This is a genomic window from Pseudorhodoferax sp. LjRoot39 (assembly GCF_964253035.1).
Taxonomy (GTDB): Bacteria; Pseudomonadota; Gammaproteobacteria; order Burkholderiales; family Burkholderiaceae_C; genus Pseudorhodoferax.
Genome location: NZ_CAXUQL020000001.1, coordinates 189050 through 216039, shown reverse-complemented (window position 1 = coordinate 216039; position 26990 = coordinate 189050). Strand labels below are relative to the sequence as shown.

Sequence of the window (26990 nt, the reverse complement as noted above, 5' to 3'; positions counted from 1 at the left end):
GGGTCAGGCCAGGTGGCGTGCCATCGGCGGCAGCAGCGAGACGGTCTGCACGAGCTCGCGGATGGAGCCGCTGCGCGTCTTCTGGCGGATCGACAGCAGCTGGCTGCGCACCGTGGAGACCTGCACGCCATGCTGGCGGGCCACCTCGTGTGGCCGCTTGCCTTCGCAGACGGCGGCCAGCACGTTGCTTTCGGCGGCTGTGAGGTCGCAGGAGCGGGCAAACAGCGCCAGCGTGGTGGCGTCGCACAGGCGCGGCTTGGAGAAGATCAGCAGGGCCTGGCCGTCGTCCTCGGGGCCGGCCAGTGGCACCACGGCCACCGTGGTGCGGCCCGGGCCCTTGTTGGCGGTCAGCAGGTCGCGCACGCCGGTGCGGGCCAGCGTGAGGCTGCGTTCGAGGGCGCGCTCGCCCACCGGCGTCAGCGCGCAGAGCTCGCCGGCCACCACCGACAGGCCACTGCTGTGGTTGCTGTCGGCGCTCATCGCCAGCAGGGCGGCCGAGTTGGCCAGGTGCAAGCGGCGCGAACCGATCGAGATCAATGCGAGCCCGTAATCCACGTGTTCGATGATGCAGCGCAGCATCGTCGTGGCATCGGAAAGGAATCGCCGCGGCGTGGCAGCGATGACGCTGCCGATGTCCCAGGCAGCCTCGGTGTGGACAGACGTTGAACCTTCCAACATGGCAGCTTCCTTGTTCCCCGCGGCATGGGCGAGGCCGGTGCGAAGCTTAGGTGGCAGGCCTGGCGCAACGCCGTGTGGAACCCACAGGTGGTTTGTGACGTATGCACACAAATTGGAGCGAATTCTTGCAAAAAGCGGGTCAGTTTCGGGACTACCAGCGCGACGGCAGGGGCGTGCGCAGCACCAGCCGGCCGTCCAGCCGCTCCAGGTAGCCGGCCCCTTGCAGGTCCCTGAGGATGCGGTTGAGCATCTCGCGGGTGCACCCGACGCGCTGGGCGATCTCCTGCAGGCTCAGGTCCTCGGGCAGCACGGCGCGGCCGTCGCCCTCGGGCCGGGCGACGCCACCGAGCACCTTGGCCAGGCGGCTGTAGACGTCGATGAAGGCCAGGTTGCGCGCGCTGTTGGTGGCCATGCGCGCACGCCGTGTCACCTTGGCCAGCAGTTCCAGCGCGAAGCTGGGTTGGCGTCCGATGTAGGCCAGCAGTGCGTCGCGCGTGATCAGCGCGCAGACGGTGGGCTCCAGCGCCTCCACGGTGGCCGAGCGGGGGCCGCCATCCAGCGCCATCTCGCCGAAATAGTCGCCCGCGCCGACGTAGCCGAAGGTGATCTCGCGTTCCTGCGGGTCGTGACCGTAGGCGCGCACCTGGCCCTGCATGACGACGAACAGCGTGTCGCCGCGGTCGGTTTCGTGCAGCAGCTTGGCGCCGCTGCCATAGCGGCGCGGCGTGCCCAAGGCGGCCAGCGCCCGCACGCTCTGCGGGTAGGCAGGATCGGCGCAGAACGCTTGCGCCACGGCATCCAGGCTGGAACCCATCGCTGCACCTCCATCGTCCCGGGTGCCGGGACGGTGCGAGTGTAGGAGCATGCGCGGTGCCCCTACACTCGCGCCCCGTGACGCCGCCTGACGCCCCTCCCATGCCCCAGCGCTGTGCGCACTGCGGTCTGCGCGCCAGCGGCGCTTTCCACCAACTCGCGGCGAGCGAACTCGGGTTCATCGAAGACCTGCGCAGCGCCACCGAGCGCGTGCCGGCGGGCCATGTGCTGATCCGCGAGCAGGCCGATGGCGGCCGGCTCTACACGCTCTACGCCGGCTGGGCGTTCCGCTACAAGACACTCAGCGATGGCCGGCGCCAGATCCTGAACTTCCTGCTGCCGGGGGATTTCTTCGGCCTGCAGCAGCGCTTCTCGGAAGGTGCCACCTACGGCGTGGAGGCCTTGACCGAGGCCTCGGTCTGCGTGTTCCAGGGCAAGCGGCTGTGGGAGCTCTACCGCGCCCAGCCGCGCCTGGGTTACGACCTGACCTGGCTTTGCGCGCGCGAGGAACAGATGCTGGACGAGAACCTGCTGACCACCGGCCGACGCAGCGCAATGGAGCGGGTGGCCGTGCTGCTGATCCATCTGTTCAAGCGCCTGCAGCGGCTGGGGCTGGTCGCCGAAGACGGCAGCTGCGCCTTCCCGCTGACGCAGCAGCACATGGCCGACGCACTGGGGCTTTCGCTGGTGCACACGCACCGCACGCTGCGCCGCCTGCAGGCCCTGGGGCTGCACAGCCTGGAGGACGGACGGCTGCTGCTGCGCAACCCGCACGCGCTGACGCAGCTGGCCGACTACGCCGCCCAGCCACTGGAGAAATTGCCGCTGCTGTAGGAGGGCGCCGACGCCTGTAACAAGCCGTGGACGACGGAGGGGCCGCAGCATGCGCCCTAAGCTGGTGCATTCTTGCCGACATGCCCGGTTCCGGGCACGCGGCGCTCCAGGATTTGACCGCCATGCACCAGGATTTCCGCGATTCCGTGTCCGCCGGGCTGCAGCACCGCCACATGCCGCCCGACAACCGCCAGCAGCAACAGGACAACGGCACAGGCGAATTCCAACCACGGGCGCAACAGGGCGATGCCTGGGGCGTGCCCGACGTACCGCCCAGCCTGCAGGCCTACCTGGAGCGCAGCCGGCAGCGCGGGGAACTGCCGCAGCCGCGCCCGGCGCTGCGCCTGGCCAAGCGCTGACGCGTCAGCGCTGCGCCGCCAGCGCGCGGAAATCCTTCTCGTAGGCCTGCAGCCGCTTGACGGCGTTCTCGCGCTGCGCCGCCGTGGTGGTGTCGTGCAGCAGCGCCAGGCCTTCGCACCCCTCCTCGATCTGGCGCTGCGCATAGGCCCGGTAGTCGGCCTGGGGCGACTGGCGGTAGCGCGCGAACAGGCCGCGCAGCGCACGCTCTGCCTGCTCGGTCGGGGTCTGCTCGCCGGCCACGCTGCGCAGCGTCTGCAAGGTGTCTTGCTGGCGCCGCAAACGCTCGGCCTGCAGCTTGCGCGGGTCGTAGCTGGAGGCATCGACTTGGCGGCGCAGCAGCGCCCGCTGCTCGGTGCTGAGCCGGCCGTAGAAGTGCTCGGCGCGGTCCAGTGCCTTGTCGTAGCGCTTCTCGTGGAGCTTGTCCGGGCTCAAGTCCAGCCACTCCTTGCGGAAGTCTTCGTTGGTCTTGTTGTACTTGGCGTCCAGATGCTGCAGTTGCGCCGGCGTGAGGGTGCGCACCAGTTGCGCCGCGCCGGGCTCCGAGTGGGCGCTGATGTCGGCCAGCTGGCGTTGCACGTCGTCCACCAGCGCACAGGCCTGCGAGGCTGGCAGGTGTTCCTGCCCGGCCAGTGCCTGGGCGCGTTGCAGCAGGCCGGCCATCTCGGGCAGCTGCGTGCGGTGCCACTGCTGCAGGCTGGCCAGGTCTTCGCGCAGCCGGGTCGACTGCGAATCGTCGAAGTCCAGGTAGCTGTTGAGCCACCAGGTGCCGAAGGTGGGCACGTTGTTGTAGGCCAGCCGCACCGAGCTGCAGCCCATCATCAGGCAGGCCAGGGCGAGCACGATAATCCGCGCGGCATTGGAACCAGTGAAAGCGAGGTAGTGCATGGCATCCGTCGATGTGGTGGTCATGGCCGCGGGCAAGGGCACGCGGATGAAGAGCAGCATCCCCAAAGTGTTGCACCGTCTGGCCGGCCGTGCCCTGCTTGGGCACGTTCTGGATACGGCGGCGCAACTGGCGCCGCGGCGCACCATCGTCATCACTGGCCATGGCGCTGCGACGGTGGAGAGTTTCGTCCAACAGACGGGCGCCGCCCAGGCCGCCCTGGCGCTGCATTGCGTCAGACAGGAACCGCAGTTGGGGACGGGCCATGCCGTACAGCAGGCCGTGCCGCTGCTGCCCGACGATGGCGTGACGCTGATCCTCAACGGCGACGTGCCGCTGATCGCGGCCGACACCCTGCGCGCGCTGCTCGCCAGCAGCGCTGGCGAGCGGCTGGCACTGCTGACGGTGGACATGCCCGATCCCACGGGCTACGGCCGCATCGTGCGCGATGGCGATGCCGTGCAGCGCATCGTCGAGCACAAGGACGCCACCGACGCGCAGCGCGCCATCCGCGAGATCTACACCGGCGTGATGACCGTGCCCACGGCGCAGCTCAAGCGCTGGCTGGCGCGGCTGACCAACGACAACGTGCAGGGCGAGTACTACCTGACCGACATCGTGCAGATGGCCGTCGCCGACGGTGTGCCGGTGGTGGCGAGCAAGACGGCCGACCGCATCCAGGTCGACGGCGTCAACAGCCCGGTGCAGCTGGCCGAACTCGAGCGTGCCTACCAGCTGCGCCATGCCCAGCGCCTCATGGAGCAGGGCGTGCGCCTGGCCGATCCGGCGCGCCTGGACGTGCGCGGCCGGCTGGAGTGCGGCGGCGACGTGGAGATCGATGTCGGCTGCGTGTTCGAAGGCGAGGTGCGCCTGGGCGAGGGCGTGCGCATCGGCCCGCATTGCGTGATTGCCAACGCGCAGATCGCTGCCGGCACCGTGATCCAGGCCTTCTGCCACATCGAAGGCGGCGCCGACGCGGGCAGCCAGGTGCAGGTGGGCGCGGGCGCCATCGTCGGCCCCTACGCGCGGCTGCGCCCCGGCGCGAAGCTCGGCGAGGAGGTGCACATCGGCAACTTCGTCGAAGTCAAGAACTCCACGCTGGCCAAGGGGGCCAAGGCCAACCACCTGGCCTACCTGGGCGATGCCACCGTGGGCGAGCGCGTGAACTACGGTGCCGGCAGCATCACCGCCAACTACGACGGCGCCAACAAGCACCGCACCGTGATCGAGGCCGACGTGCACGTGGGCAGCAACTGCGTGCTGGTTGCGCCCGTCACCATCGGCGCCGGCGGCACCGTGGGCGGCGGCTCCACCATCACCAAGGACGCCCCGGCCGGTGCATTGAGCGTGGCGCGCGGCCGCCAGGTCAGCATCCCGAACTGGACGCGCCCCGCGAAGAAGGCGAAGTGAGCGCAGACGGCCCCAGCGAACTGCAGGCGTTGCGCGCGCAGCTGGGCGCGGCCCAGGCCGATGCCGAGGACATGGCGCGCATGGTCTCGCACGACCTGCGCGCGCCGGTGCGCCATGTGCTGGCCTATGGCGAAGTGCTGCGCGAGATGGCGGCGTCCGGCGAGGATCTTGCCCCCGCGCTGGCCCAGCTGGACCGCTCCTCGCGCCAGCTCGGCGAGATGATGGACGCCGTGCTGGCGCTGGTGCGGCTGTCGGGCGCGCCATTGCAGCCGGGCCTGACCGATGGCGCCCTGCTGGTGGCCGAAGCCCGCCGCGCGGCCGAGGCCGCCTTGCCCGAGGCCGACCGTGCGCGCGCCATCCGTTGGGAGATCGCGCCCGGCCTGCCGCCCGTGCCGGGCGACGTGGCGCAGCTGCGCCAGGCGCTGGCCGCGCTGCTGGCCAATGCGCTCAAGTTCACGCGCCCTGCGGTCGAGCCCTGCATCCAGGTCGATGGCGCGGTGCTGCCCGACGGAGGTGTGCAACTGCGCGTGCGCGACAACGGTGCCGGTTTCCCGCCGGCCCAGGCCACGCGCCTGTTCCAGCCCTTTGCACGCCTGCACGGGGCGCGCTTCGAAGGTTTGGGCATGGGCCTGGCGCTGGTGCAGCAGGTCGTGCGCCGCCATGGCGGCAGCGTGCGCGCCGAGGCCGCGCCCGGCCAGGGCTGCACGGTCTGGCTCACCTTGCCCCAGGCAGCGGCAACAGGGTCTGGAACTTCGCCCGCTTGAGGCTGAAGAAGGCCTTCACGTTGCGCACGTTGGCGTCGGCCGTGAACAGCCGCTCGGCCAGCGCCAGGTAGTCCGGCATGTCGCGCGCGTGCACCACCAGGCAGAAGTCCGGCCCGGGCGAGACGCGGTAGCACTGCTGCACGGCGTCGTCGGCCACCACGCGCTGCTCGAAGGCGGCCAGTTGCTCGGCGCCCTGGCGGTCCAGCGTGATCTCCACCAGGGCGGTCAGCCCGTGGCCCAGCACCGGCGCCAGCCGGTCGGGCGACAGGATGGCCACCTGGCGTTCCACCAGTCCTGCATCGACCAGCCGCTTGACGCGGCGCAGGCAGGTGGGCGGCGACACATGCACGAGCTCGGCCAGCGCCAGATTGCTCAACGAGGCATCGCGCTGCAACTGGTCCAGCAGCCGCAGATCGGTGGCATCGATTTCCAAAGATTCCATTTTTGGATCATGAACGAAATTTTCTTCCTTCTCTCAGGTGTGGGGAAACAATGTTTCGAAACCCGTGAAAAATCGAACAAAAAGAACGCTTGCCATCGCCTAGCATCCGCCCGCTCATTCACAGGAGAACTCTATGTGCGGCATCGTCGGCGCAGTGTCCAAGCGCAACATCGTTCCCATCCTGGTCCAGGGTCTGCAGCGGCTGGAGTACCGGGGCTATGACAGCTGCGGCGTCGCCATCCATGCCGCCAGCCTGGGGCCGGCCGAAGGCGGCGGGCTGCAGCGGGCCCGCAGCACGGCGCGCGTGGCCGAACTCATGGCCCAGGTGCAGGCCGAGCACATCGAGGGCGGCACCGGCATCGCCCACACGCGCTGGGCCACGCACGGCGCGCCGGCCGTGCACAACGCCCATCCGCACTTCAGCCATGGTCCGGGCGTCGATGCGGCTGAGCGGCCGGGCCGCATCGCGCTGGTGCACAACGGCATCATCGAGAACCACGACGAGCTGCGCGTGGCTTTGAGGTCCAAGGGCTATGTGTTCCACAGCCAGACCGATACCGAGGTCATCGCCCACCTGGTCGACAGCCTGTACGACGGCGACGTGTTCGAAGCCGTCAAAGCCGCCGTGCGCCAGCTGCGCGGCGCGTACGCGATCGCCGTGTTCGCCAAGGACGAGCCGCACCGCGTGGTCGGCGCGCGTGCCGGCTCCCCGCTGATCCTGGGCGTGGGCAAGGACGGCGGCGAGCACTTCCTGGCCAGCGACGCCATGGCCCTGGCCGGCGTGACCGACCAGATCGTCTACCTGGCCGAGGGCGACGTGGTCGACCTGCAGCTGGGCAAGTACTGGATCGTCGACAAGGCGCACAAGAGCGTGACCCGCCCCGTCAAGACCGTGCAGGCGCACAGCGGCGCGGCCGAGCTGGGCCCCTACCGGCACTACATGCAGAAGGAAATCTTCGAGCAGCCGCGCGCGATCGCCGACACGCTGGAAGGCCTGGTGGGCGTCGCGCCCGAGCTGTTCGATGGCCAGCCCGACGAAGAGGGTGTGAGCGCCAGCGCGCACCGTGTGTTCAAGGAAATCGACCGAGTGCTGATCCTGGCCTGCGGCACCAGCTACTACAGCGGCTGCACCGCCAAGTACTGGCTGGAGGGCATCGCGAAGATTCCGACCCAGGTCGAGATCGCCAGCGAGTACCGCTACCGCGAGTCGGTGCCCGATCCGCGCACGCTGGTCGTCACCATCAGCCAGAGCGGCGAGACCGCCGACACGCTGGCCGCGCTGCGCCATGCGCAAAGCCTGGGCATGGAGCACACGCTGACGGTCTGCAACGTGGCCACCAGCGCCATGGTGCGCGAGTGCAAGCTGGCCTACATCACGCGCGCCGGTGTCGAGGTCGGCGTGGCCTCGACCAAGGCCTTCACCACCCAGCTGGCCGGCCTGTTCCTGCTGACGCTGGCGCTGGCCCAGGCCAAGGGCCGGCTGACCGAGGAGGCCGAGCAGCGCCACCTCAAGGCCATGCGCCACCTGCCCGTGGCGCTGCAGTCCGTGCTGGCGCTGGAGCCGCAGATCATTACCTGGTCGGAGGACTTCGCGAAGATGGAGAACGCGCTGTTCCTGGGCCGCGGCCTGCACTACCCGGTGGCGCTGGAAGGCGCGCTCAAGCTCAAGGAGATCACCTACATCCACGCCGAGGCCTACGCTGCCGGCGAGCTCAAGCACGGGCCGCTGGCGCTGGTCACCAGCACCATGCCGGTGGTCACCGTGGCGCCCAACGACCAGCTACTGGAGAAGCTCAAGAGCAACATGCAGGAGGTGCGTGCGCGCGGCGGCGTGCTGTACGTGCTTGCCGACGGCGACACGCACATCGAGAGCGGGGAAGGCATCCACGTGATCCGCATGCCCGAGCACTACGGCGAACTCTCGCCGCTGCTGCACGTGGTGCCGCTGCAGCTGCTGGCCTACCACACGGCGTGCGCGCGCGGGACGGATGTGGACAAGCCGCGGAACCTGGCGAAGTCGGTGACGGTGGAGTAGGGGCGGGCGGGAACAACAACAAGCGGCAGCATGCGCAATGCTGTCGTCACACGCATCGGCCGACTCCCCCGCGGCTCAACCAACGAAGGACCGCAGTTCCTTTGCCAGTCCCGGCGTGGCGAAATCTTCCAGGCGCCTGAACGCGCCCTCAAGGTACTGCATGTCCGAGGCCGACGGATTGAAGCGCTCGAAGTATTCCTTCCACCCTCGGGCCACAACCCAGACCTCGTGGATGGCGCGAACGGCGTCGCTGCGGGCGGAGAAGTACATCTGCCAGCGCGTCATCAGGTTGTCCAGGGTTGCGAGCCTGCCCTGGTCCCCGAGCTCCAGGTGCAGGTAGCGGTCGTGCGCCACGGTGTTCATCGGCAGCACGTCGTACAGAGGACTCAACCGCCAACCCTTGGCTGCCACGTCGAAGACAAAGGCGTGGTTGCGCAGATGGTCGTCGTTGTTGTTGGCAAATATGTTCAAGGCCTGGCGCTTGAACAGCTCTCGAAGGTCGCGTTCGATGAATGCCGCTGCCATGCGCGCGCGCATCTGCTCTGCCAGGGCTTGGTAGGAGCCTGTGCGGGCTTGAAACTCATCGATGCCCATGAGGGTCATGGCTGAACAAAAGCCGATGCGGCCTTCGACTTCCGGGCCGTTTTCCGTCTTCGGCGAGAGCTCCCAGCTTTCCTGGCCGGCCCGAGGCGTTGCACCAGGTTCGGCCCAGTAGCGGTCGAAGCGCCGGATGAAAAGGATGCGGGCGCCAGCGACGGTTCTCACATCCACAGGGGGCACCCGCAGGCCGGCAGCGCGGGCAAGCTCCAGAGTGCCGGCTTCCAGCACCGCATTGCACACGCGGTCGGTTCTGGAGGGGAACTTGGCCAGCCACAGCACGCCGGCACCATCACGGACGGAAGCTTTGGGACGCGCCCCGCCCGCGGTGCCCAGGCCTTCGAAGCAACTGGCCAGGTCTTCGCCAACAGGTTCGTCGTTCTCGATGCGGTCGGCCGCCTCCAGCAGTCGCTCTACGCTCACTTCGCCGACCGCCGAGGCCTTGGCCGGCGCATTGCGGTCCAGGCGAACGTCCAGCGCTCCCACGCGGTCCACGCCCGCTTCCAGCAGATAGGCCACCTCGGGGAGCACACCGCTCCCTGCCTTGAGCTTGTTTTCGATGACGCGGCGTCCCCAGGCATCCGGCGCGGCATCGCGCAGTCCTCCGAATTCTTCGTGCCCCGGCAGGGGGAACCGCTTGACGCCGCCCGTCTCGTTGGCAAGGGGCAGGGCGACCGGATCAAGCTCGATCGCAGCAGGCCGCTCGACATACCGGCGGCCATACGCGAACGTTGGCGCCTTCGTGCCGACGTCTTCGAGCAGTCCCGCCGGGACGAAGCCATTTTTCCCGTCGACTCCTGCCAGGTGCGCGAAGACGGTGACGCTCGCGGGAGGCTTAGCGTAGGGATTGCGCATGTTCAGAAGTCGTATTTGTCGGCGTCGCTGGACGAGGAAGCCGGACCAGGGTTGGCTTTCCGCGCGCTGGAACTGCGCACGCGGACGCGCTTTGTCCTGGCGTTGGTGGCCATGTTGCGCACGGCGCCCGACTCGCCCCTCAGCAGCCCCGCCAATGTCAGGGGGGACTCGATGGCGTGCAGGTACCGAAGGACCTGGGCCAGGGTTCGGCTCTCGTCGCCTTGCTCGATCAGCACCGCAGTTGACCGGGAGATGCCCGCGCGCGCGGCCACATCGCTTTGGGTGAACCCATGCGCGATGCGAAGTTCCTGCAACTTGCGTCCCACATCCTGGGCTTCCTGCAAGCGCGATGAAGGGGTGCGCAGCGTTTCGTCGTATTTCATGGCGGCCGGTCCAAACGTCAGAGCAGACATGTGCGCTTGTCTTTTCTAATGTTTGTAATCAAAGTTCTTAAGTTTATTAAAGACTGTGAATGAGGTCATTAATTGAGCGCAACCTCTTGGCGATCTTCGAATTCATTGTGTCTGCAAAACCAATCCTTATGATATTTAGGGACTGATATTGCAGTCATTAATTGTGAGGCCGCAGTCGATGGCCACTGTCGCGTCTGGAAGGGTTGCCGTGGCGGGCCGTTGTGCTGGGCGGGCACGCGCCCGGCTCAGCGCCGGTGCCAGTAAGCCGCCGCCTGCGTGCGGCTGTCCAGCGCCAGCTTGGTCAGGATGTTGGCCACGTGGCGCTTGACGGTGTGCTGGCTCAGTTCCAGCGCGCGGGCGATGAGCTTGTTGCTCTGGCCCTCGGCCAGCAGGGCCAGCACCTCGCGCTCGCGTGCCGACAACGGGTCGTCCGGCGGCACCGCGGTGCCGGGCGCGCCCTGCACCTGCCAGGCCGCGAGGCGGCGGCGCAGTGCGGCCTGCGCACTGGCCGGGCAGCGCAGGCGCGGGCCCACGGCCTGCCACAGCGCCTGTAGACGGCCGGGGGGCTCCAGCAGCAAGCCCAGGCCCGCGTCGTCGACGGCCTCGGCCAGCACCTCGTCCAGCGCCGCGGCCGCGGCATCCAGCGCGCCCTGGGCGGCGCGGCACATGGCCAGCGCACAACGCGCGTCGCCCATGAAGGCCGGCAACCGCCCGCCGCGCTGCAGCACCACGGCCTGCTCCAGCAGGGCGCTGGCCGCCGGCAGGTCGCCGCGCAGCAACGCATGCTGGCCCTGCACCAACGCGGCGCCGGTGTCCAGCACCGGCCATTCGCGCAGCGAGCGCGGCCGGGACAGCACCGGCAGCAGCGCGGCCAGGCCATCGGCATCCTCGCCGCGCCAATGGATGCGGGCCTGCACGTGAACATAGGTGCGCCGCCAGCCCTGGCTGAAGCCCGGCGTCATGCGGTCGCCCACGGGTGCGATCACGGCCAGGGCCTCGGCGGCCTGGCCTTGCACGGCGAGCTGCAGGCTGTGCAGGTGCAGCGCACTGATGCCCAGCATCACGTCGCCGGGCAGCTGGCGCTGCAGTTGCAGCAGGCCCTCCAGCGCCGCCCGGGCCGGGGCAGGGGCGCCATGCCAGAAGGCCAGCCAGGCGTCCAGCGCCGGCACCTGGACTTCGTCCTGGCAGAGCCGGCGCAGCCGCTCCATGAGCGGCCGCGTGCCGGGCAGGCCGATGAAGTGGCCATAGCTCATGTCTACGATGTTGGGGTAGCGCGCCGCTGGTGCCAGCGCCGCGTTGTCCGCCATCGCGGCCAGGCCGGCCACCACGGCCGCACCATCGCCGCGCGCCACGCCGTGCCAGGCGGCCAGCGAGTCGAAGGCCACCTGCAGCGCCGCGGGCAGCGGCGCATCGGCCGCCGTGGCCAGCACCTGGCCGGCCCGCTCCAGGTCGCCCAGCGCGTTGTGGCAGGCGCCCAGCATGCCCAGTGCCACGCAGCGGTCGCGCGGCTGGCCCTGCCGTGCAAAGGCGTCGTGGCTGCGCTGGAACTCGTCGCGTGCCAGCACCCAGTCCCAGCGCGACCAGGCGCACAGGCCGCGCAGCAGGGCCGCATCGGCCTGTGTCTCGCGCCAGTCCGGCGGCAGTTGTTCCAGCCAGCGTTCGAGGCGGTGGGTGCCGCCCACGGCCAGCAGCCCCTCGGCCATCTGGCGCAGCGCGGCCAGGGCCTCGGGCCAGCGGCCGGCGGCCAGCCAGTGCGGCACGGCCCGCTCGGCCCGGGTCTCGGCCGCGGCGGCGCGGGCGTGCAGTTCGGCGGCCAGGCCGGGGGCGCGGCGGTCGAGTTCGCCGCGCAGGAAGTCGCGGAACAGGTCGTGCAGGCGCAGCACCGGCACGGTCTCGTCCAGCGCACTCAGGAACAGCTGGCGGTCGAACAGATCGTCCAGCACGGCCCGGGCATCGCCGCGGCCGGTGACGGCCTGGCACAGCGCCGGGCTCAACTCGGGCAGCACGCTGCCGTAGAGCAGGAACTGTTGCAAGGGCGGTGGCAGCGCGGCCAGCACTTCCTGCGCGAAGTAGTCGAACAGATGGCGGTGGGCGGCCGGGCCCACCAGCGCAGGCATGCCGCGGCCCTGGCGCGCGCTGCCCAGCACCAGGTGCAGGCCGGCGACCCAGCCGTGGGTGCGCGCCAGCGCGGCCTGCAGCGCCTCGTCGGAAGGGGCTTGCAGGCCGTGCAGCCGGCACAGCGCCTGGGCGGCATCCAGGTCGAACTGCAGGTCCTCCAAGCCGAGCTCCACGAGCTCGCCACCAGCGCGCCACCGCGCGAGCGACAGGGGCGGTGCGACGCGGCTGCCGATGAGCACGCACAGCTCGGGCGGTGCGCGGGCGATCAAGGTGTCCAGCAGCTGCAGCGCGGCCGTGTCGCTGACATGGTGCAGATCGTCCAGCACGATGGCGATGCGGGCCTGCGGCCGGCCGCCCAGCGCGTCGAGCAGGGCGCCGAGTGCGGTGCGCGCGGCGGGGCTGGCGTCCTGCAGCTGGGCCAGCACCGTGGCCGGGGGCACAGTCCAGGGCAGATCCAGTGCTGCGAGCGCGCCGAACAGCGCGGCGAACAGGCGGTTGGCGTCGTTGTCCTCGGCATCGAGCGAGACCCAGACCACCTCGGCGCCAGGCGTGGCAACCAGCGCGGCGGCCAGCTGCACGAGCAGCGTGGTCTTGCCGAAGCCGGCCGGCGCCTGCACCAGCACCAGCCTGGCGTCGGCGGCACGCTCCAGCGTGCGCGCCAGCAGCGCCGGGCGTGGCACGGCATCGCGCCGCGGGCGCGGGATGCGGTACTTGCTGGCCGGGGCGGTGGGTGTTCGGAGGTCCATGCGCGGGGCGGTGGGCCGGCCGATTCTAGGAAGGCCCGGCCCGGCGCGCGGCCGGCGCTCAGCGTGGCGGCGGCGGCAGCGGGGCGGGCACGCGGTTGCGCACGGGGGGCAGCGACTGCAGGTAGGCGAACATGGCCTGCAGGTCGGCATCGCGCATCTGGCCGTAGGCGGCGGGCATGGGCGGCAGCACGGGCCGGCCACGGCCCAGGTGGCGGCCGGTGCGCAGGGTCTGCACGAAGTCCTGCGCGGTCCAGCGGCCCAGGCCGGTGTCGGGGTCGGGCGTCAGGTTGGCCGTGAAGCTGGTGCCCCAGGGGCCGGACCAGGCCGTGTTCGTGGCCGATGCCACGACCTGCCAGGGTCCTGGCGGCAGCGCGGGCGCGGGCGGCAGGGCCAGGCCTTCGGGATGCCCGGCGAAGCTGCGCGCGCTGTCTGGCACGGGGCCGCGCGGGCCCATCTTCAGCGGCGTGTGGCAGTCCGCGCAGCCGCTGGTGTTCACGAGGTAGCGGCCGCGCTCGATGCGGTCGCGGGGTGCGGGGCCGGCCGCCTGCGCGGCCAAAGCGGTGCACAGGGGCAGCAGGAGGAACAAGGCTTGCATCGTCGGTACTCCGGAGGGTGGGAACACCACTGTGCCGGCCGCGCGCGCCGCGGCCATCGGCCGAACGGGCCACGGCCATGGCCCGCAAGGAGCCATGCCGCGCCCCCGTGGCGATGGCCCGTCGGGGCGATGCCGGCAACGCCGCCGGCCGCAACACTGGCGCCTTCTCCACCACGGCTTCGCCACACCATGCACACCCCTGCCCGCTACAACATCTACGCTCCCATCCACAAGGCTTTGCGCCTGTTCATGACCGACACGCTGCAAGCCCTGGGCCGGATGGACCTGGACGACGCCCAGGACCTGGCCGCCGGCCTGGCCCGGCTCGACGCGCTGCTCGATGGCGCCTGCGCCCACCTGCGGCACGAGAACGATTTCATCCACCCAGCCATCGAGGCGCGCAGCGCCGGCGCCAGCGGCCGCATCGCGGTCGAGCACCGCGAGCACCTGGACGCGATCGCCGCGCTGCGCGGGCAGGCCGCGGCGCTGCGCGCAGCGCCCGAACCGGCGGTGGCCCACCGCCTGTACCGCCAACTGGCCGCCTTCGTCGCCGAGAACTTCGAGCACATGGATGTGGAGGAGACGCGCCACAACCAGACCCTGTGGGCCGCCTACAGCGACGCCGAACTGGCGGCCATCGAAGGCCGGATCCTCGCCAGCATCGGGCCGCAGGAGATGGGCCAGTGGCTGCACTGGATGCTGCGCGCGTTCAGTCCCGCCGAGCGGGCGCAGCTGGTCGGCGGCTTGCCGCCCGAAGCCCGTCCGCCCGTGCTGGCGCAGGCCCGTGCGCTGCTGGACGACCAGGACTGGACCAAGCTGTGCCAGGCACTGGCGCCGAAGCCCATGCCCGCGGCCCTCGCGGCCTGAGCCGCTTCAGCGCCAGCCCAGCTCGCCCAGCAGGAACTGCGCGGCCGGCGGCGGCAGCGGTTCGCCGTCGAAGAACTGCGCCACGCCGCGCAGGGCGACCAGCCGCCCGTCCTGCAGGTAGGCCACGCGCGTGGCCAGGCGCCGGGCCTGGCCCAGGTGGTGGGTGCTCATCACGAGCGTGACGCCGTCGGCGGCGAGGGCCTGCACCAGGGCTTCGATCTCGCGCTGCGCGCCCGGGTCCAGGCTGGCGGTGGGTTCGTCCAGGAACAGGATGTCGGGCTGCAGGCTCCAGGCCCGCGCCAGCCCCAGGCGCTGCTGCTGGCCGCCCGACAACGTCTGTGCCGGCCGGTGGGCCTGCGCGAGCAGACCGACGCGCGCCAGCGCTGCATGGCAGCGCGCGTGGCGCTCGGCCGCGGGCACCCCGGCCAGCCACAGGCCGACCCAGACATTGCGCCAGACCGACAGGCGCAGCACGAATGGCCGCTGGAACACCATGGCGGTGCGCGGCAGGCGGCCCTCGGGCTGCAGCGCCAGGCGCGTGCAGCGGCCCGCGCTGGGCAGCAGGCCGTGCAGCGCCTGCAGCAAGGTGGTCTTGCCCGAGCCGTTGGCGCCCACCAGCACGAGGCGGTCGCCGCGCTGCAGCGTGAGCGAGATGTCGTCCAGCGCCAGCACCGGGCCGAAGCGGACCGCGAGCTGCTCGGCCACGATGAGCGGCGCGGCCGCCGCCGCGGGTGCCGCCTGCCGGTGCGCGGCCATGGCTGGTGCGGGCTGCGGCGCGGGCCCCGGCGGCACCCGGCTGCCCAGCCAGTGCAGCAGGCCGATGGCGCCGTTGACGGCGCCCACCACGGCCAGCAGCACGCAGCCCAGCGCCAGCGCCAGCCCCAGGTCGCCCTTGCTGGTCTCCAGCGCGATGGTGGTGGTCATCACGCGCGTGACGCCGGCGATGTTGCCGCCCACGATCATCACCGCGCCGACCTCGGCGATGGCGCGGGCGAAGGCCGTCAGCAGCACGGTGGCCACGCCCAGCCGGTCGTGCACCAGCATCAGCAGCGCCGCGGCGAAGGGCCGCGCGCCCAACGCGCGCAGTTGCTCGCCACCCTCGGCCAGCGCCGCCAGCACGAGCCGGCGCGTGAGGGCTGCGATCAAGGGCGTGACGAGCACGCTCTGCGCCACCACCATGGCGGTCGGCGTGAAGAGGATGCCGAGCGCGCCCAGCGGCCCCGAGCGTGACAGCAGCAGGTAGACCAGCAGGCCCACCACCACCGCCGGCAGGGCCAGCAGCGTGTTGAGCAGCCAGACCAGCAGCCCCTGCCCCGGAAAGCGCGCCACCGCGAGCCAGGCGCCCAGCAACAGGCCGGCCAGCGCGCCCACAGCCGTGGCCGTGCCACTGATGCGCAGCGACAGCGCCGTGATGCCCAGCAGCTCGGGGTCGGCGTTCAGGACGAGTTGCCAGGCCAGCGCCCAGCTGTCGGTGAGGGTGTGCATCGCGGGGCTGCATTGTCGGCGCCGCCGCGCGGCCGCTCAGGCCGGGGCGGGGCCGGCTGTCTGCGGCTCGGCGTCGAAGCGTTCCAGGCCTGTGTAGCACAGGAAGTGCCGGTTGGCCGCACGGCCGAACAGGCACATGCCCAGCCGCGTGGCCAGGTCGTGGCCCATGGCCGTCACGCCGTTGCGCGAGACCACGATGGGCACGCCCATCTGCGCGGCCTTGATCACCATCTCGCTGGTCAGCCGGCCGGTGGTGAAGAAGACCTTGTCGGCGCCGCCCACGCCATGCACCAGCATCCAGCCGGCGATGGTGTCGATGGCGTTGTGGCGGCCCACGTCCTCGGCGAAGACCAGCATGCGGCCACCCTGGAACAGCGCACAGCCGTGCACCGAGCCGGCCCGGCGGTGCACGGTGTCGCGCTGCTTCAGGCTGTCCAGCAGCGCGTAGAGCTGGCGCTGGGTGATGCGCGCGGCCTGTGCGTCGGGCAGCTGCAGGCCGTCGAGCGCGCCCATGGCCTCGCCGAACACCGTGCCCTGGCCGCAGCCCGTGGTGACGATGCGGTGGGCAGTGCGCGCTTCGAGGTCGGCCAGCCCCGCGCGCGTGCGGACGGCGGCGGCATCCACCTCCCAGTCCACGCTGATGGACTGCACGTCGCCAAGCCCGGCGATGAGCCGCTGGTTGAGCAGGTAGCCCAGCACCAGCAGTTCGGGCTGGGCGCCCAGCGTCATCAGCGTCACGAGCTCGCGCTTGTCGACAAACACGGTCAGCGGCCGTTCGGCCGGGATCTCGATGGCGCGGCGTTCGCCGTGCTGGTCGAGGATCTCGATGCTGCGCAGCAGCGGCGCGCCCGCCTGCGTCATGCGGGGCGCGCCGGGCAAGGGGTGGTGCGTGGCGCTGGCTTCGAACCCTCGGGCGGCCGTGGCCTGAACGTCCGGAGCGTTCAGGGCTTGGTCCCCGCGGCCGCGGGCTGCGTGGTGCTGGGAGGCGTCGCCGCCGTCTGGGGCGGCGAGTGCGCACCGGCCGCCTCGATGGGCTTGGATTCGGGCGGCGCGTAGCTGAACGCGCCCGGATCGCTGCATGGCGGCGTGGGCGTCGGCTGCACGGCCTTGCCCTCGGCACGCGCGTGCGCGAGGTAGCCGGCGGCCACCCGGTCCATGGCCTGGCACAGTTGGTAGGCCGCAACCTTGTCGGACCAGGCTGTCCTGGCGGTGGTCTCGGCGGCCTTGGCCTTGGCCTCGTCCGACAGCGCGGGCAGCTTGGCCGACGCGCTGCCGACGACAAAGACGAGAGCCAGCAGGGCGGTGTGTCTCATGGGGGTCTCCGGAGGGCCGTTCACGCCTGACGGGCCGGGTGCAGGGGTTCCTTGGCCGCCGGATCGCCCGAACGCTGCACGGGGATCTTGCCGGCCCGAATGTCCTCGTACCAGAGCGCGTGGTGTTCCTGGGCCCAGGCGTCGCTGACATAGCCGGTGCGCATGGCCTTGTAGGCGCCGCGCATGCCCAGCGTGCCCAGGTAGATGTGGCCGAAGAAGGCGCACAGCATCAGCACCGCACCCGTGGCGTGGAACATGTGGGCGATCTGCATGGTGCCGCGCGTGGTGGCGAGGTTGGGCACGAGGTGGTCCAGCACCAGGCCCGAGGCCACCACGGTCAGGCCCAGCACGAACACGCCGCCCCAGAAGATGCCTTTCTCGCCGGCATTGAAGCGGTGCGAGGGCACCTCGTGGCCGGAGAACATGCCGCCGGCCTTCTTGACCCAGGTCCAGTCCTCCCGGCGCGGCAGGTTGTCCTTGACGAAGGTGAAGAAGATCACCAGCAGCGAGACGGCGAACAGCGGGCCCACGAAGTTGTGCAGCGTCTTGAGCCAGTAGGTGATGAGGCCGAACACGGTGTGCCCCATCCAGGGCAGCAGCAGGAACTTGCCGAAGGCCATGACGATGCCGGAGATCCCCAGCAGCACGAAGGCGATGGCGTTGAGCCAGTGGGCGGCACGCTCGAAGGGCGTGAAGCGCTCGATGCGCCGGCCGCCTTCCGCGCTGGCATGCCCCATGGTGCCGCGGCCGAAGTAGAACAGCGCGATGGCCACCAGCGCGATCAGCATCAGCGCGCCACCGTAGGGGATGATGAAGCGGTTGCGCACCTGCCGCCAGGCCTCGCCGGCCGTGGCGTAGTCAACGCCCGGGTAGCGTTCGAAACGCTGGATCAGCACGCCTGTCTCGAGGCCGGGAACCTGCGTCACGCCTGCGGTCTCGCCCGAGTTGCGCACGCCGCGCCAGAACGGCGCGTTGTTGCCGGGCTGCGACTTCGCACGCGCTGCGTTGCTGTCGTCGGCTTGGGGTTCGGCCGGTGCCACGAAGCCGGGCGGCGGGCCGTTGCTTGCCGTGGCGGCGGATTCGGTCGTGGCGGCCGGGGCAGGGGTCTGGGCCCAGGCACCCGCAGCTCCCAGCAGGGCGACCGCGATCCAGCGGGAAAGCGCCTTGTTCATGGTCGAGGCCTTTGCATCGGTGGTCAGGGCAGGCGCAGGTACTCGTTCTGGCCGCGGTTGCGCTGCTTGATCTGCTCGTCCCAGCTGGCCTGGTCGCCGACCTTCCAGCCCGGTGCGGTGAAGCCGCTTTGCGGGCCGTTCCAGGCTGGCGTGCTGTTGCCATGGCTGGTGCCGGCATGCTGCGGCTTCTCGCCGCAGGCGCCCAGCAGCGCGGCGGCGGCCAGCGCGGCGCACAGGAGGGTGGCGCGGGCCATCACTTGCCCGGCTTTCCGTAGGCCGTGCCCCAGCCCCAGACCTCGCTGCCCTTGCCGCGGTGCAGCACGCGGGTGCGGAAGATGTCGGCCACCACGTCGCCGTCGCCGCCGAGCAGGGCCTTGGTCGAGCACATCTCGGCGCAGGCCGGCAGCTTGCCTTCGGACAGCCGGTTGCGGCCGTACTTCTCGTTCTCGGCGGCGCTGCCGTGCTCTTCCGGGCCGCCGGCGCAGAAGGTGCACTTGTCCATCTTGCCGCGCAGGCCGAAGGTGCCGTTGCTCGGAAACTGCGGCGCGCCGAACGGGCAGGCGTAGCTGCAGTAGCCGCAGCCGATGCACACGTCCTTGTCGTGCAGCACCACGCCCTCGTCGGTGCGGTAGAAGCAGTCGACCGGACACACCGCCATGCAGGGCGCGTCGCTGCAGTGCATGCAGGCCACCGAGATGCTTTTCTCGCCGGGCTGGCCGTCGCCCAGCGTGACCACGCGGCGGCGGTTCACGCCCCACGGCACGTCGTTCTCGGCCTTGCAGGCCGTGACGCAGCCGTTGCACTCGATGCAGCGCTCCGAGTCGCAGATGAATTTCATGCGTGCCATGTCGTTCTCCTTATGCGGCCTTCTCGATCTGGCACACGGTGGTCTTGGTTTCCTGCATCATCGTGACGCTGTCGTAGCCGTAGGTCGTGGCGGTGTTGATGGCCTCGCCGCGCACGATGGGCATCGCGCCTTCGGGGTAGTACTTGGCCATGTCGATGCCGCCCCAGCGGCCCGAGAAGTGGAAGGGCAGGAACACCGTGCCCGCGTCCACCCGCTCGGTCACCATGGCGCGTACCTTGAGGCCCTTGAAGTCGGGCACGGCGGCCATCGGCGGCGTCTTGACCCAGACCTGGTCGCCGTTGCGGATGCCGCGGTCGTTGGCGGCACGCGGGTTGATCTCGACGAACATTTCCTGCTGCAGCTCGGCCAGCCAGGGGTTGGAGCGGGTTTCCTCGCCGCCGCCTTCGTACTCGACCAACCGGCCCGAGGTCATGACCAGCGGGAAGGTCTTGCCGATGTCCTTGTTCTGCTCCTGCACCGTCTTGTACAGCGTGGGCAGGCGCCAGAAGGCCTTCTTGTCGTCGTGCGTCGGGTACTTGGCGACGAGGTCGGCCCGCGTGCTGTACAGCGGCTCGCGGTGCTGCGGGATCGGGTCGGGGAAGTTCCAGACCACGGCCCGCGCCTTGGCGTTGCCGAAGGGGTGGCAGCCATGGTTCTTCATGGTCACGCGGATGATGGCGCCGGTCGGGTCGGTCTTCCAGTTCTTGCCCTCGGCGGCCTTTTGCTCGGCCTCGCTGAGCTCACCCCACCAGCCCAGCTTCTTGAGCAGGAGATGGTCGAACTCGGGGTAGCCGGTGGTCAGGTCCGCGCCCTTGCTGTGCGAGCCGTCGGCGGCCAGCAGCGAGACGCCCGCGCGCTCGACGCCGAAGTTCGCGCGGAAGTTGCCGCCGCCGTCCATCACGTGCTGGCTGGTGTCGTACAGGTTGGCCGTGCCGGGATGTTTCATCTCCGCCGTGCCCCAGCAGGGCCAGGGCAGGCCGAAGTAGTCGCCGTCGAGCGCGTAGCCGGTCTCCTTGTCGATGCCGCCCTTGGCGCGCAGCGTCTTCACGTCGAAGACGTTCATGTTGCGCATGTGGGCCTTGAGCCGCTCGGGGCTCTGGCCGGTGTAGCCGATGGTCCAGACGCACTTGTTGATCTCGCGCAGGATGTCCTCGGGCACGGGCTCGTCCATGCCCTTGACCTTCTGCATCTTGTAGTTCTTGACCAGCTCCTTGGCGAAGCCCAGCTTCTCGGCCAGCTGGTACATGATCATGTGGTCGCTGCGGCTTTCCCACAGCGGCTCGATGACCTTCTCGCGCCACTGGATGGAGCGGTTCGATGCGGTGCACGAGCCGCTGGTCTCGAACTGCGTGGTCGCCGGCAGCAGGTAGGTCGCGCGGTTGGGGTTGAGATCGCCGGCCTGGCCGGGCATGGCCGCCATGGCGGCCGTGGCGCTCGGGAAGGGGTCGACCACCACCAGCAGGTCGAGCTTGTCCAGCGCCTTCTTCATCTCCAGCCCGCGCGTCTGCGAGTTGGGTGCGTGGCCCCAGAAGAACAGGCCGCGCAGGTTGCTGTCCTGGTCGATGAGTTCGTTCTTCTCGAGCACGCCGTCGATCCAGCGCGAGACCGTCATGCCGGGCTTGGTCATCATGCCCGGCGCGTACTGCTGCTTGATCCACTCGAAGTCCACGCCCCAGGTGGCCGCGAAGTGCTTGAACGCGCCCTCGGCCAGGCCGTAGTAGCCGGGCAGGGAATCGGGGTTGGGGCCGACGTCGGTGGCGCCTTGCACGTTGTCGTGGCCGCGGAAGATGTTGGCCCCGCCGCCGGACTTGCCGATGTTGCCCAGCGCCAGCTGCAGGATGCAGGAGGCGCGCACCATGGCGTTGCCGATGGTGTGCTGGGTCTGGCCCATGCACCACACCAGCGTGCTGGGCCGGTTCTCGGCCATGATCTTGGCGACCTTGAGCGTGGTGGCCTCGTCGACGCCGCAGACCTCCTGCACCTTGTCCGGCGTCCACTTGGCGAGCACCTCCTCGCGCACCTTGTCCATGCCGTAGACGCGGTCCTCCAGGTACTTCTTGTCCTCCCAGCCGTTCTTGAACACCTGGTAGAGCACGCCGAACAGGAAGGCGATGTCGGTGCCCGAGCGGATGCGCACGTACTCGTCGGCCTTGGCCGCGGTGCGCGTGAAGCGCGGGTCCACCACGATCACCTTGCAGCCCGTCTCCTTGGCATGCAGCAGGTGCAGCATGGACACCGGGTGCGCCTCGGCCGCGTTGGAGCCGATGTACAGCGCCGCCTTGGCGTTCTGCATGTCGTTGTAGGAGTTGGTCATCGCGCCATACCCCCAGGTGTTGGCGACGCCCGCCACCGTGGTGCTGTGGCAGATGCGCGCCTGGTGGTCGGTGTTGTTGCTGCCCCAGAACGACAGCCACTTGCGCAGCAGGTAGGCCTGCTCGTTGTTGTGCTTGGACGAGCCAACGATGAAGATGGAATCGGGGCCGCTGGCCTTCTTGAGCTCCAGCATCTTGGCGCTGATCTCGCTCAAAGCCTGGTCCCAGCCGATGCGCTCGTACTTGCCGTTGACGAGCTTCATCGGGTACTTCAGGCGGAACTCGCCATGCCCGTGCTCGCGCAGCGCCGCGCCCTTGGCGCAGTGCGCACCCATGTTGATCGGCGAGTCGAACACCGGCTCCTGGCGCACCCAGACACCGTTCTCGACCACGGCGTCCACCGCGCAGCCCACCGAGCAATGGCCGCAGACCGTGCGCTTGACCTCGACCTTTCCCTTGCCGGTGGCCGGGGCGTCGGCCGCGGCCTCGACCTTCTTGACCAACGTGAGCTGCGAGGCGGCGATGCCGGCACCCACGCCCAGGCCGGAGCGGCGCAGGAAGGCCCGGCGGTCGACGGTGGGAACCGCATGGGACAGCCCGCGCGCGAGCTGGGCCACCAGGCCCGAGGACAGGTGCACCGGGTGCGTGGCGGAGGACTTGCGGGTGAGCAACATGGCAGGCTCCTCGTGCGGCTCAGACGCGTGCGGTCTGGTAGTAGCGCTTCACATGTTCCGTGAGCTGGTAGCCGGAGCCGGTCGGCTGCGGCGCCGCTGCGACGGCAGGGGCGGGGCTGCGCACCGCGCCAGGGAGCACGGCGGCGGCCGCGGCTGCGGCGCCCACGACGCCGGCACCGGCGAACACGGTGCGGCGGGACAGGGCGGGCTGGCGCGTATCGCGCGAAGGGTTTGGCTGGGACATCTGGCTAACCTCTTTCCGGCGCGATCGCCGGCACAGCGACACATATTACCGACAAAGCATAAGCCGCAGCGCCATTCCCGCATGCTGGGGATTGCCCCCATCTGTGGCGACAGGGGGGTGCGCACTACACTGCCGCGCATCGGCCGTGCTGGACAGGCCGCCAACCGGTGCCACGGCGCCGCGGAGTGTCCCCACGGTGTTCTCGAACGAGCTTCCTCCCTGCATGCGCGTTGCGGTGCGCATCGACCGCCTGCGGCAACCCAGCCGCTGGGAGGAGTGGCGCTTCAGCATCGCCGAGGTCGTCGCCGACGACGGCGGCTTCGGCAGCGCACCGCGCTTGCTGCGCGACGATGGCCGCTGCGCACAGTGGCTGTTCCCCGATCTGCCGGTCACCCTGCACCGCGACGAGGCCGAGGGCTACTACCTCAACCTGAGTTCCGGCGCGCCGGTCTGGTTCGTGATGTGGCGCACCGACCATGCCGACCCGTCGCGGGCCTGGCCCGAGATCGTGACCCTGTCGTACAACGAGGCCGGCCGCTGGCTCGACGCGCAGGAGCGCGTGGACAACTGCCCGCTGGACGAGGGCGTGCGCGCCGCGCTGCAGGACTACGTCGACGAACACTACCGGCCCGAGCCCAAGCGGCGCAAGCGCCCGGCGTCCTTCGTGGCGCCGCAAGAGCGGCGCTGAGCCATGGCCCAGGACAGCGGCTTTCTCGCGCGCTGGTCGCAGCGCAAGGTGCAGGCGCGCCAGGGGGGGGTGGTGCCGGAGGTGCCAGCGCCCGTGGCTGCGCCCGCGCCCGTTGTGGCGCCTGCCGATGCGCCCGCCCCCGAGCCCGCCGCGCCGCCGCTGCCCACGCTGGACGATGTGACGCAGCTGACCAGCGACTCCGACTTCTCGCGCTTCGTCGCGCCCGAGGTCAGCGGCGAGGTGCGCAACGCCGCGCTCCGGAAGCTGTTCAGCGATCCGCACTTCAATGTGATGGACGGGCTGGACACCTACATCGACGACTACAACACCCCCGACCCCCTGCCCGCAGCCATGCTGCGGCAGATGGCGCAGGCGGCCTGGCTTGGCCTGACCGCCCCCGAGACCGAGACGGAGCCCGCACGGACGGGTCCGCCGGCAGCCGGCCCGCAGCTCCCACCTGCGGCCGCGATGGAGCCCCACGATGAAGACCCTGATCTGCGACTGCAATCGCTCCATGACCCTGGACCGCCCGGCCCTGAGCCGGGCGCTGGCGGCAACGCCGGGGGCCAGTGCTGAGGGCCTGGCCGACGTCCACTCCGTGCTGTGCCGGCGCGAGGCGCCGGCGTTCCAGCGCGCCGCCCGCTCGGGCGAGGAACTGCTGGTCGGCTGCACCCAGGAAAGCCGTTTGTTCATGGAACTGGCCGAACAGACCGAAGGCGCGCCGCCGATGGCCGAACGGCCGATCCGCTTCGTCAACCTGCGCGAGACGGGCGGCTGGTCGCGCGATGGCGCTGCTGCCACGCCCAAGCTGGCAGCGCTGATCGCCGCCGCCCAGCTGCCACCGCCCGAACCGGTCGCGACGGTGGGCTACCGCTCGGCCGGCCGCTGCCTGGTGGTCGGGCCGGCCGAACGTGCCGAGGCCGCGGCGGCGCTGCTCGGCGATGCGCTCGAGCTCACGCTGCTGGTCGACGGCGGTGCGCTGGCGCAGCGGCACGACCAGGTCGTGCTGCGCGGCCGGCTCACGCGCCTTTCGGGCTGGCTGGGCACCTTCGAGGCCGGCTGGGAGAGCGGCAACCCGATCGACCTCGACTTGTGCACGCGCTGCAATGCCTGCATCGCGGCCTGCCCCGAAGGCGCGATCGATTTCAGCTACCAGGTCGACCTCGCGCGCTGCACGGCGCACCGCGACTGCGTGGCCGCCTGCCAGGCCGCCGGTGCGATCGATTTCGAGCGCAGCCCGCGCAGCGAGGAGGCGCGTTTCGACCTCGTGCTGGACCTCGGCGAGGTGCCTGCGCTGACCATGCACCAGCCGCCGCAGGGCTACGTCCATGTGCCGCCGGACGCAGCGCTCACGCAGGCCGTGCTGCAGCTGCGTGGGCTGGTCGGCGAGTTCGACAAGCCCCGCTTCTTCCGCTACGAGCAGCGGCTGTGCGCCCACACGCGCAACCAGCAGGTCGGCTGCTCGGCCTGCATCGACGTGTGCTCGGCCCAGGCCATCCGTTCCGACGCCTCGCTCAAGGGCAAGACGGCGGCGCGCGGACGCGGCAGCGTGGGCCACCCGACGGCGGGCATCGTGGTGGAGCCGCACCTGTGCGTAGGCTGCGGCGCCTGCGGCACGGTCTGCCCCAGCGGCGCGCTGAGCTTCGCCTACCCCACGCCGGCCGACCTGGGCAAGCGCGTGCGCACGCTGCTGCGCACCTATGCCGCAGCCGGCGGCCGCGATGCGGCGCTGCTGCTGCACAGCCAGGAGGAGGGCACGGCGGCCATCGAGGCCCTGGGCCGCGCGGCCAGCACGGGCCGGGCCCATGGCGTGCCGGCCCGCGTGCTGCCGCTGGCCGTGTGGCACAGCGCCAGCGTGGGGCTGGACGTGTGGCTGGCCGCGCTGGCGCAGGGCGCCAGCCAGGTCTGGGTGCTGACCGGCAGCAGCGAGGCGCCGCAGTACCTCGAGGCGCTGGCCGCGCAGATGGCGCAGGCCCAGGCCATCGTGCACGGTCTGGGCTATGCCGGCACCCATTTCCGGCTGATCCCGGCAGGCGACACCGCCGCGCTCGACGCGGCCCTGCGCGTGCCGCCGGCCCAGGGCGTGGCCCAGGCCGCCAGCTTCGTGGTCCAGGCCGACAAGCGCAACACGCTCGAGCTGGCGCTGGCCCATCTGCTGGCGCAGAGCCAAGAGGCCGTGCCCGAGGCCATCGCACTGCCCGCACCCGGGGCGCTGTACGGCAGCCTGCAGGTCAATGCGGCCAAATGCACGCTGTGCCTGGCCTGCGTGGGTGCCTGCCCCTCGCAGGCCCTGTCCGACAACCCGGACCGGCCGCAGCTGCGCTTCACCGAGAAGAGCTGCGTGCAATGCGGCCTGTGCGAGACCACCTGCCCGGAGGACGCGATCCGGCTCGAACCGCGTCTGCTGCTGGCCGACGGTGGCCGTGCGCGGGCCCAGGCCCGGGTGCTGCACGAGGCCCAGCCCTTCCATTGCGTGCGCTGTGCCAAGCCCTTCGGCACACTGCGCGCCATCGAGACCATGCTGACCAAGCTGGCCGGCCACGCCGCCTTCCAGGGCGCCGCGGCCGAACGGCTCAAGATGTGCAGCGACTGCCGCGTCGTCGACATGTACTCCAACCCCCAAGAACTGCGGATCACCGACCTGTGAGCACCGAGACCTTCAGCGAAGAAATCGCGCGCGCCGAGCTCTATGGCCTGCTGGCGCGCCTGTGGCTGGCGCCGCCCGACGCCGCCTTGCTCGCGCAGTTCCAGCTGGCCGTGACCGAGGCGCCCGAGCCCGGCAGCTTCCTGGAAGCGCCCTGGCAGGATCTGGTGGCGCAGATGCGCACCGCCACGCCGGCGTCCGCGCAGGACGAGTTCGCCGCGCTGTTCCAGGGCGTGGGCAAGCCCGAGGTCTTTCCCTATGCCTCGTTCTTCCTCGCGGGCTTCGTCAACGAGAAGCCGCTGGCCCGTTTGCGCGAGGACCTCGCGGCCCTGGGTCTCACGCGCGATGCCGCGCAGTTCGAGACCGAGGACCATGTGTCCTATGTGCTGGAGGTCATGCGCTACCTGATCGCGGGCGAGGGCATGGCGGCGGACAACCTGGCGCAGCAGCGCGACTTCTTCCGCGCCCACGTGCAGCCCTGGATCGAGCCGCTGTCCCAGGCGGTCGAGGCCCAGCCCGCGGCCCGGCTGTGGCGTGCCATCGCCGCCATGACCCTGGCCTTCGTCCAGGTCGAGACGCAGGCCTTCGACCTCATCGAAACATGAACACCATCGCGCGCGAAGACATCACCGGCCTGGTGCTGGCCGGCGGCCGCGGCAGCCGCATGGGCGGCGTCGACAAGGGCCTGCAGAACCACTGCGGCATGCCGCTGGCCTTGCATGCGCTGCTGCGCCTGCAGCCGCAGGTGGGGACGAGCATGGTCAGTGCCAACCGCAACCTGTCGGCCTACGAGGCCATGGGCGTGCCGGTCTGGCCCGATTCGGTGGAGGGCTACGCCGGCCCGCTGGCCGGCCTGCTGACGGGGCTGGAGCACGCCGAGACGCCCTGGCTGGTCACGGTGCCCTGCGACACGCCGGACTTCCCGACCGACCTGGTCGCACGCCTGGCCACGGCCGCTGTGGCGCAGGACGCCGAGATCGCCATGGCGGCCACGCTGGAGGACGGTCGGCTGCGTGCGCAGCCCGTGTTCTGCCTGCTGCGCACCGAACTGGTCGAGAGCCTCGTGGCCTTCCTGCACACGGGCGAACGCAAGTTCGGCCTGTGGGCCAGCCAGCACCGCAAGATCGAGCTGCCCTTCGACGACGCGGCCGCCTTCTTCAACGCCAACACGCCGCAGGAACTGCAGCAGCTGCAGCGCTGA

General features: G+C 70.6%; 27 protein-coding genes. 11 read left to right on the top strand and 16 right to left on the bottom strand.

What is annotated here, in order from left to right; translation table 11 throughout:
• Positions 1–3: 3 nt before the first annotated feature.
• Together ACSQ4M_RS01040 and ACSQ4M_RS01035 are read right to left on the bottom strand one after the other, a co-directional pair.
• Positions 4–678 (bottom strand): helix-turn-helix transcriptional regulator, encoded by a 675-nt coding sequence (locus ACSQ4M_RS01040; protein ID WP_436187827.1) that lies wholly within the window; start codon positions 676–678, stop codon positions 4–6.
• A gap of 151 nt (positions 679–829) precedes the next feature.
• Positions 830–1492 (bottom strand): Crp/Fnr family transcriptional regulator, encoded by a 663-nt coding sequence (locus tag ACSQ4M_RS01035; protein WP_436187826.1) that lies wholly within the window; start codon positions 1490–1492, stop codon positions 830–832.
• 101 nt (positions 1493–1593) lie between these two features.
• On the opposite strand from ACSQ4M_RS01035, the gene ACSQ4M_RS01030 reads away from it, so the two are divergent.
• Positions 1594–2325: a Crp/Fnr family transcriptional regulator gene (locus ACSQ4M_RS01030; RefSeq protein ID WP_436187825.1), complete on the top strand. Its 732-nt coding sequence runs from the start codon at positions 1594–1596 to the stop codon at positions 2323–2325.
• 122 nt (positions 2326–2447) lie between these two features.
• Positions 2448–2684: a hypothetical protein gene (locus tag ACSQ4M_RS01025; RefSeq protein ID WP_056661142.1), complete on the top strand. Its 237-nt coding sequence runs from the start codon at positions 2448–2450 to the stop codon at positions 2682–2684.
• Between the two features lie 4 nt (positions 2685–2688).
• On the opposite strand, the gene ACSQ4M_RS01020 is transcribed toward ACSQ4M_RS01025, so the two are convergent.
• The gene (locus ACSQ4M_RS01020) at positions 2689–3570 is read right to left on the bottom strand and encodes a DUF6279 family lipoprotein (protein ID WP_436187824.1); all 882 of its coding nucleotides are present in this window, start codon (positions 3568–3570) and stop codon (positions 2689–2691) included.
• On the opposite strand from ACSQ4M_RS01020, the gene glmU reads away from it, so the two are divergent.
• Together glmU and ACSQ4M_RS01010 are read left to right on the top strand one after the other, a co-directional pair.
• Positions 3569–4978, top strand: a complete 1410-nt coding sequence (gene glmU / locus ACSQ4M_RS01015; RefSeq protein ID WP_436187823.1) for a bifunctional UDP-N-acetylglucosamine diphosphorylase/glucosamine-1-phosphate N-acetyltransferase GlmU — start codon at positions 3569–3571, stop codon at positions 4976–4978. The two genes, ACSQ4M_RS01020 and glmU, sit on opposite strands and share 2 nt — an antisense overlap.
• The gene (locus ACSQ4M_RS01010) at positions 4975–5742 is read left to right on the top strand and encodes a sensor histidine kinase (RefSeq protein ID WP_436187822.1); all 768 of its coding nucleotides are present in this window, start codon (positions 4975–4977) and stop codon (positions 5740–5742) included. The genes glmU and ACSQ4M_RS01010 overlap by 4 nt, the downstream gene beginning before the upstream one ends.
• Here ACSQ4M_RS01010 and ACSQ4M_RS01005 read toward each other — a convergent pair.
• Positions 5693–6184, bottom strand: coding sequence for an Lrp/AsnC family transcriptional regulator (locus ACSQ4M_RS01005; RefSeq protein WP_436187821.1), 492 nt, complete (start codon positions 6182–6184; stop codon positions 5693–5695). The genes ACSQ4M_RS01010 and ACSQ4M_RS01005 overlap by 50 nt on opposite strands.
• A gap of 133 nt (positions 6185–6317) precedes the next feature.
• Here ACSQ4M_RS01005 and glmS point away from each other — a divergent pair, with 133 nt between their 5' ends.
• Complete coding sequence (gene glmS / locus ACSQ4M_RS01000; RefSeq protein WP_436187820.1) at positions 6318–8219, top strand: glutamine--fructose-6-phosphate transaminase (isomerizing); 1902 nt, start codon at positions 6318–6320, stop codon at positions 8217–8219.
• A gap of 75 nt (positions 8220–8294) precedes the next feature.
• Here glmS and ACSQ4M_RS00995 read toward each other — a convergent pair whose 3' ends face one another.
• The 4 genes from ACSQ4M_RS00995 to ACSQ4M_RS00980 all read right to left on the bottom strand — a co-directional run bounded on the left by ACSQ4M_RS00995 (position 8295) and on the right by ACSQ4M_RS00980 (position 13543).
• A complete protein-coding gene (locus ACSQ4M_RS00995; protein ID WP_436187819.1) occupies positions 8295–9671 on the bottom strand; it encodes a type II toxin-antitoxin system HipA family toxin in 1377 nt (458 codons plus the stop codon).
• A 2-nt stretch (positions 9672–9673) separates the two neighbouring features.
• Entirely contained in the window at positions 9674–10054 is a 381-nt protein-coding gene (locus ACSQ4M_RS00990; RefSeq protein ID WP_436187818.1) for a helix-turn-helix transcriptional regulator, read from the bottom strand.
• 275 nt (positions 10055–10329) lie between these two features.
• Positions 10330–12948, bottom strand: a complete 2619-nt coding sequence (locus ACSQ4M_RS00985; protein ID WP_436187817.1) for a LuxR C-terminal-related transcriptional regulator — start codon at positions 12946–12948, stop codon at positions 10330–10332.
• Between the two features lie 58 nt (positions 12949–13006).
• Positions 13007–13543, bottom strand: coding sequence for a c-type cytochrome (locus ACSQ4M_RS00980; protein ID WP_436187816.1), 537 nt, complete (start codon positions 13541–13543; stop codon positions 13007–13009).
• Between the two features lie 189 nt (positions 13544–13732).
• On the opposite strand from ACSQ4M_RS00980, the gene ACSQ4M_RS00975 reads away from it, so the two are divergent.
• On the top strand, positions 13733–14410 hold the full coding sequence (locus tag ACSQ4M_RS00975; protein ID WP_436187815.1) for a hemerythrin domain-containing protein: 678 nt from the start codon (positions 13733–13735) through the stop codon (positions 14408–14410).
• Positions 14411–14416: 6 nt separating this feature from the next.
• On the opposite strand, the gene ACSQ4M_RS00970 is transcribed toward ACSQ4M_RS00975, so the two are convergent.
• The 8 genes from ACSQ4M_RS00970 to ACSQ4M_RS00935 all read right to left on the bottom strand — a co-directional run bounded on the left by ACSQ4M_RS00970 (position 14417) and on the right by ACSQ4M_RS00935 (position 22457).
• Entirely contained in the window at positions 14417–15895 is a 1479-nt protein-coding gene (locus ACSQ4M_RS00970) for an ABC transporter permease (protein WP_436187814.1), read from the bottom strand.
• A 36-nt stretch (positions 15896–15931) separates the two neighbouring features.
• Positions 15932–16756: a formate dehydrogenase accessory sulfurtransferase FdhD gene (locus ACSQ4M_RS00965; protein ID WP_436193947.1), complete on the bottom strand. Its 825-nt coding sequence runs from the start codon at positions 16754–16756 to the stop codon at positions 15932–15934.
• An 80-nt stretch (positions 16757–16836) separates the two neighbouring features.
• Positions 16837–17208 carry a hypothetical protein gene (locus tag ACSQ4M_RS00960; RefSeq protein WP_436187813.1) on the bottom strand — a complete coding sequence of 124 codons (372 nt, stop codon included), beginning with the start codon at positions 17206–17208 and terminating at the stop codon, positions 16837–16839.
• Between the two features lie 20 nt (positions 17209–17228).
• Positions 17229–18380: a formate dehydrogenase subunit gamma gene (locus tag ACSQ4M_RS00955; RefSeq protein ID WP_436187812.1), complete on the bottom strand. Its 1152-nt coding sequence runs from the start codon at positions 18378–18380 to the stop codon at positions 17229–17231.
• 23 nt (positions 18381–18403) lie between these two features.
• Positions 18404–18634, bottom strand: coding sequence for a hypothetical protein (locus tag ACSQ4M_RS00950; RefSeq protein WP_436187811.1), 231 nt, complete (start codon positions 18632–18634; stop codon positions 18404–18406).
• On the bottom strand, positions 18634–19227 hold the full coding sequence (gene fdh3B, locus ACSQ4M_RS00945) for a formate dehydrogenase FDH3 subunit beta (protein WP_436187810.1): 594 nt from the start codon (positions 19225–19227) through the stop codon (positions 18634–18636). Before fdh3B ends, ACSQ4M_RS00950 begins: the two co-directional genes overlap by 1 nt.
• Positions 19228–19237: 10 nt before the next feature.
• A complete protein-coding gene (locus ACSQ4M_RS00940) occupies positions 19238–22213 on the bottom strand; it encodes a formate dehydrogenase subunit alpha (RefSeq protein ID WP_436187809.1) in 2976 nt (991 codons plus the stop codon).
• A 19-nt stretch (positions 22214–22232) separates the two neighbouring features.
• Positions 22233–22457, bottom strand: a complete 225-nt coding sequence (locus ACSQ4M_RS00935) for a formate dehydrogenase (RefSeq protein ID WP_436187808.1) — start codon at positions 22455–22457, stop codon at positions 22233–22235.
• Between the two features lie 223 nt (positions 22458–22680).
• Between ACSQ4M_RS00935 and ACSQ4M_RS00930 the strand changes: the two genes are divergently transcribed.
• The 5 genes from ACSQ4M_RS00930 to mobA are packed head-to-tail and all read left to right on the top strand — an operon-like array spanning position 22681 to position 26990.
• On the top strand, positions 22681–23145 hold the full coding sequence (locus ACSQ4M_RS00930) for a DUF3305 domain-containing protein (RefSeq protein ID WP_436187807.1): 465 nt from the start codon (positions 22681–22683) through the stop codon (positions 23143–23145).
• A 3-nt stretch (positions 23146–23148) separates the two neighbouring features.
• Positions 23149–23721: a DUF3306 domain-containing protein gene (locus ACSQ4M_RS00925; protein WP_436187806.1), complete on the top strand. Its 573-nt coding sequence runs from the start codon at positions 23149–23151 to the stop codon at positions 23719–23721.
• Positions 23627–25792 carry a 4Fe-4S binding protein gene (locus ACSQ4M_RS00920; protein WP_436187805.1) on the top strand — a complete coding sequence of 722 codons (2166 nt, stop codon included), beginning with the start codon at positions 23627–23629 and terminating at the stop codon, positions 25790–25792. Before ACSQ4M_RS00925 ends, ACSQ4M_RS00920 begins: the two co-directional genes overlap by 95 nt.
• The gene (locus ACSQ4M_RS00915) at positions 25789–26394 is read left to right on the top strand and encodes a TorD/DmsD family molecular chaperone (RefSeq protein ID WP_436187804.1); all 606 of its coding nucleotides are present in this window, start codon (positions 25789–25791) and stop codon (positions 26392–26394) included. Before ACSQ4M_RS00920 ends, ACSQ4M_RS00915 begins: the two co-directional genes overlap by 4 nt.
• Entirely contained in the window at positions 26391–26990 is a 600-nt protein-coding gene (mobA, locus tag ACSQ4M_RS00910; RefSeq protein ID WP_436187803.1) for a molybdenum cofactor guanylyltransferase MobA, read from the top strand. The genes ACSQ4M_RS00915 and mobA overlap by 4 nt, the downstream gene beginning before the upstream one ends.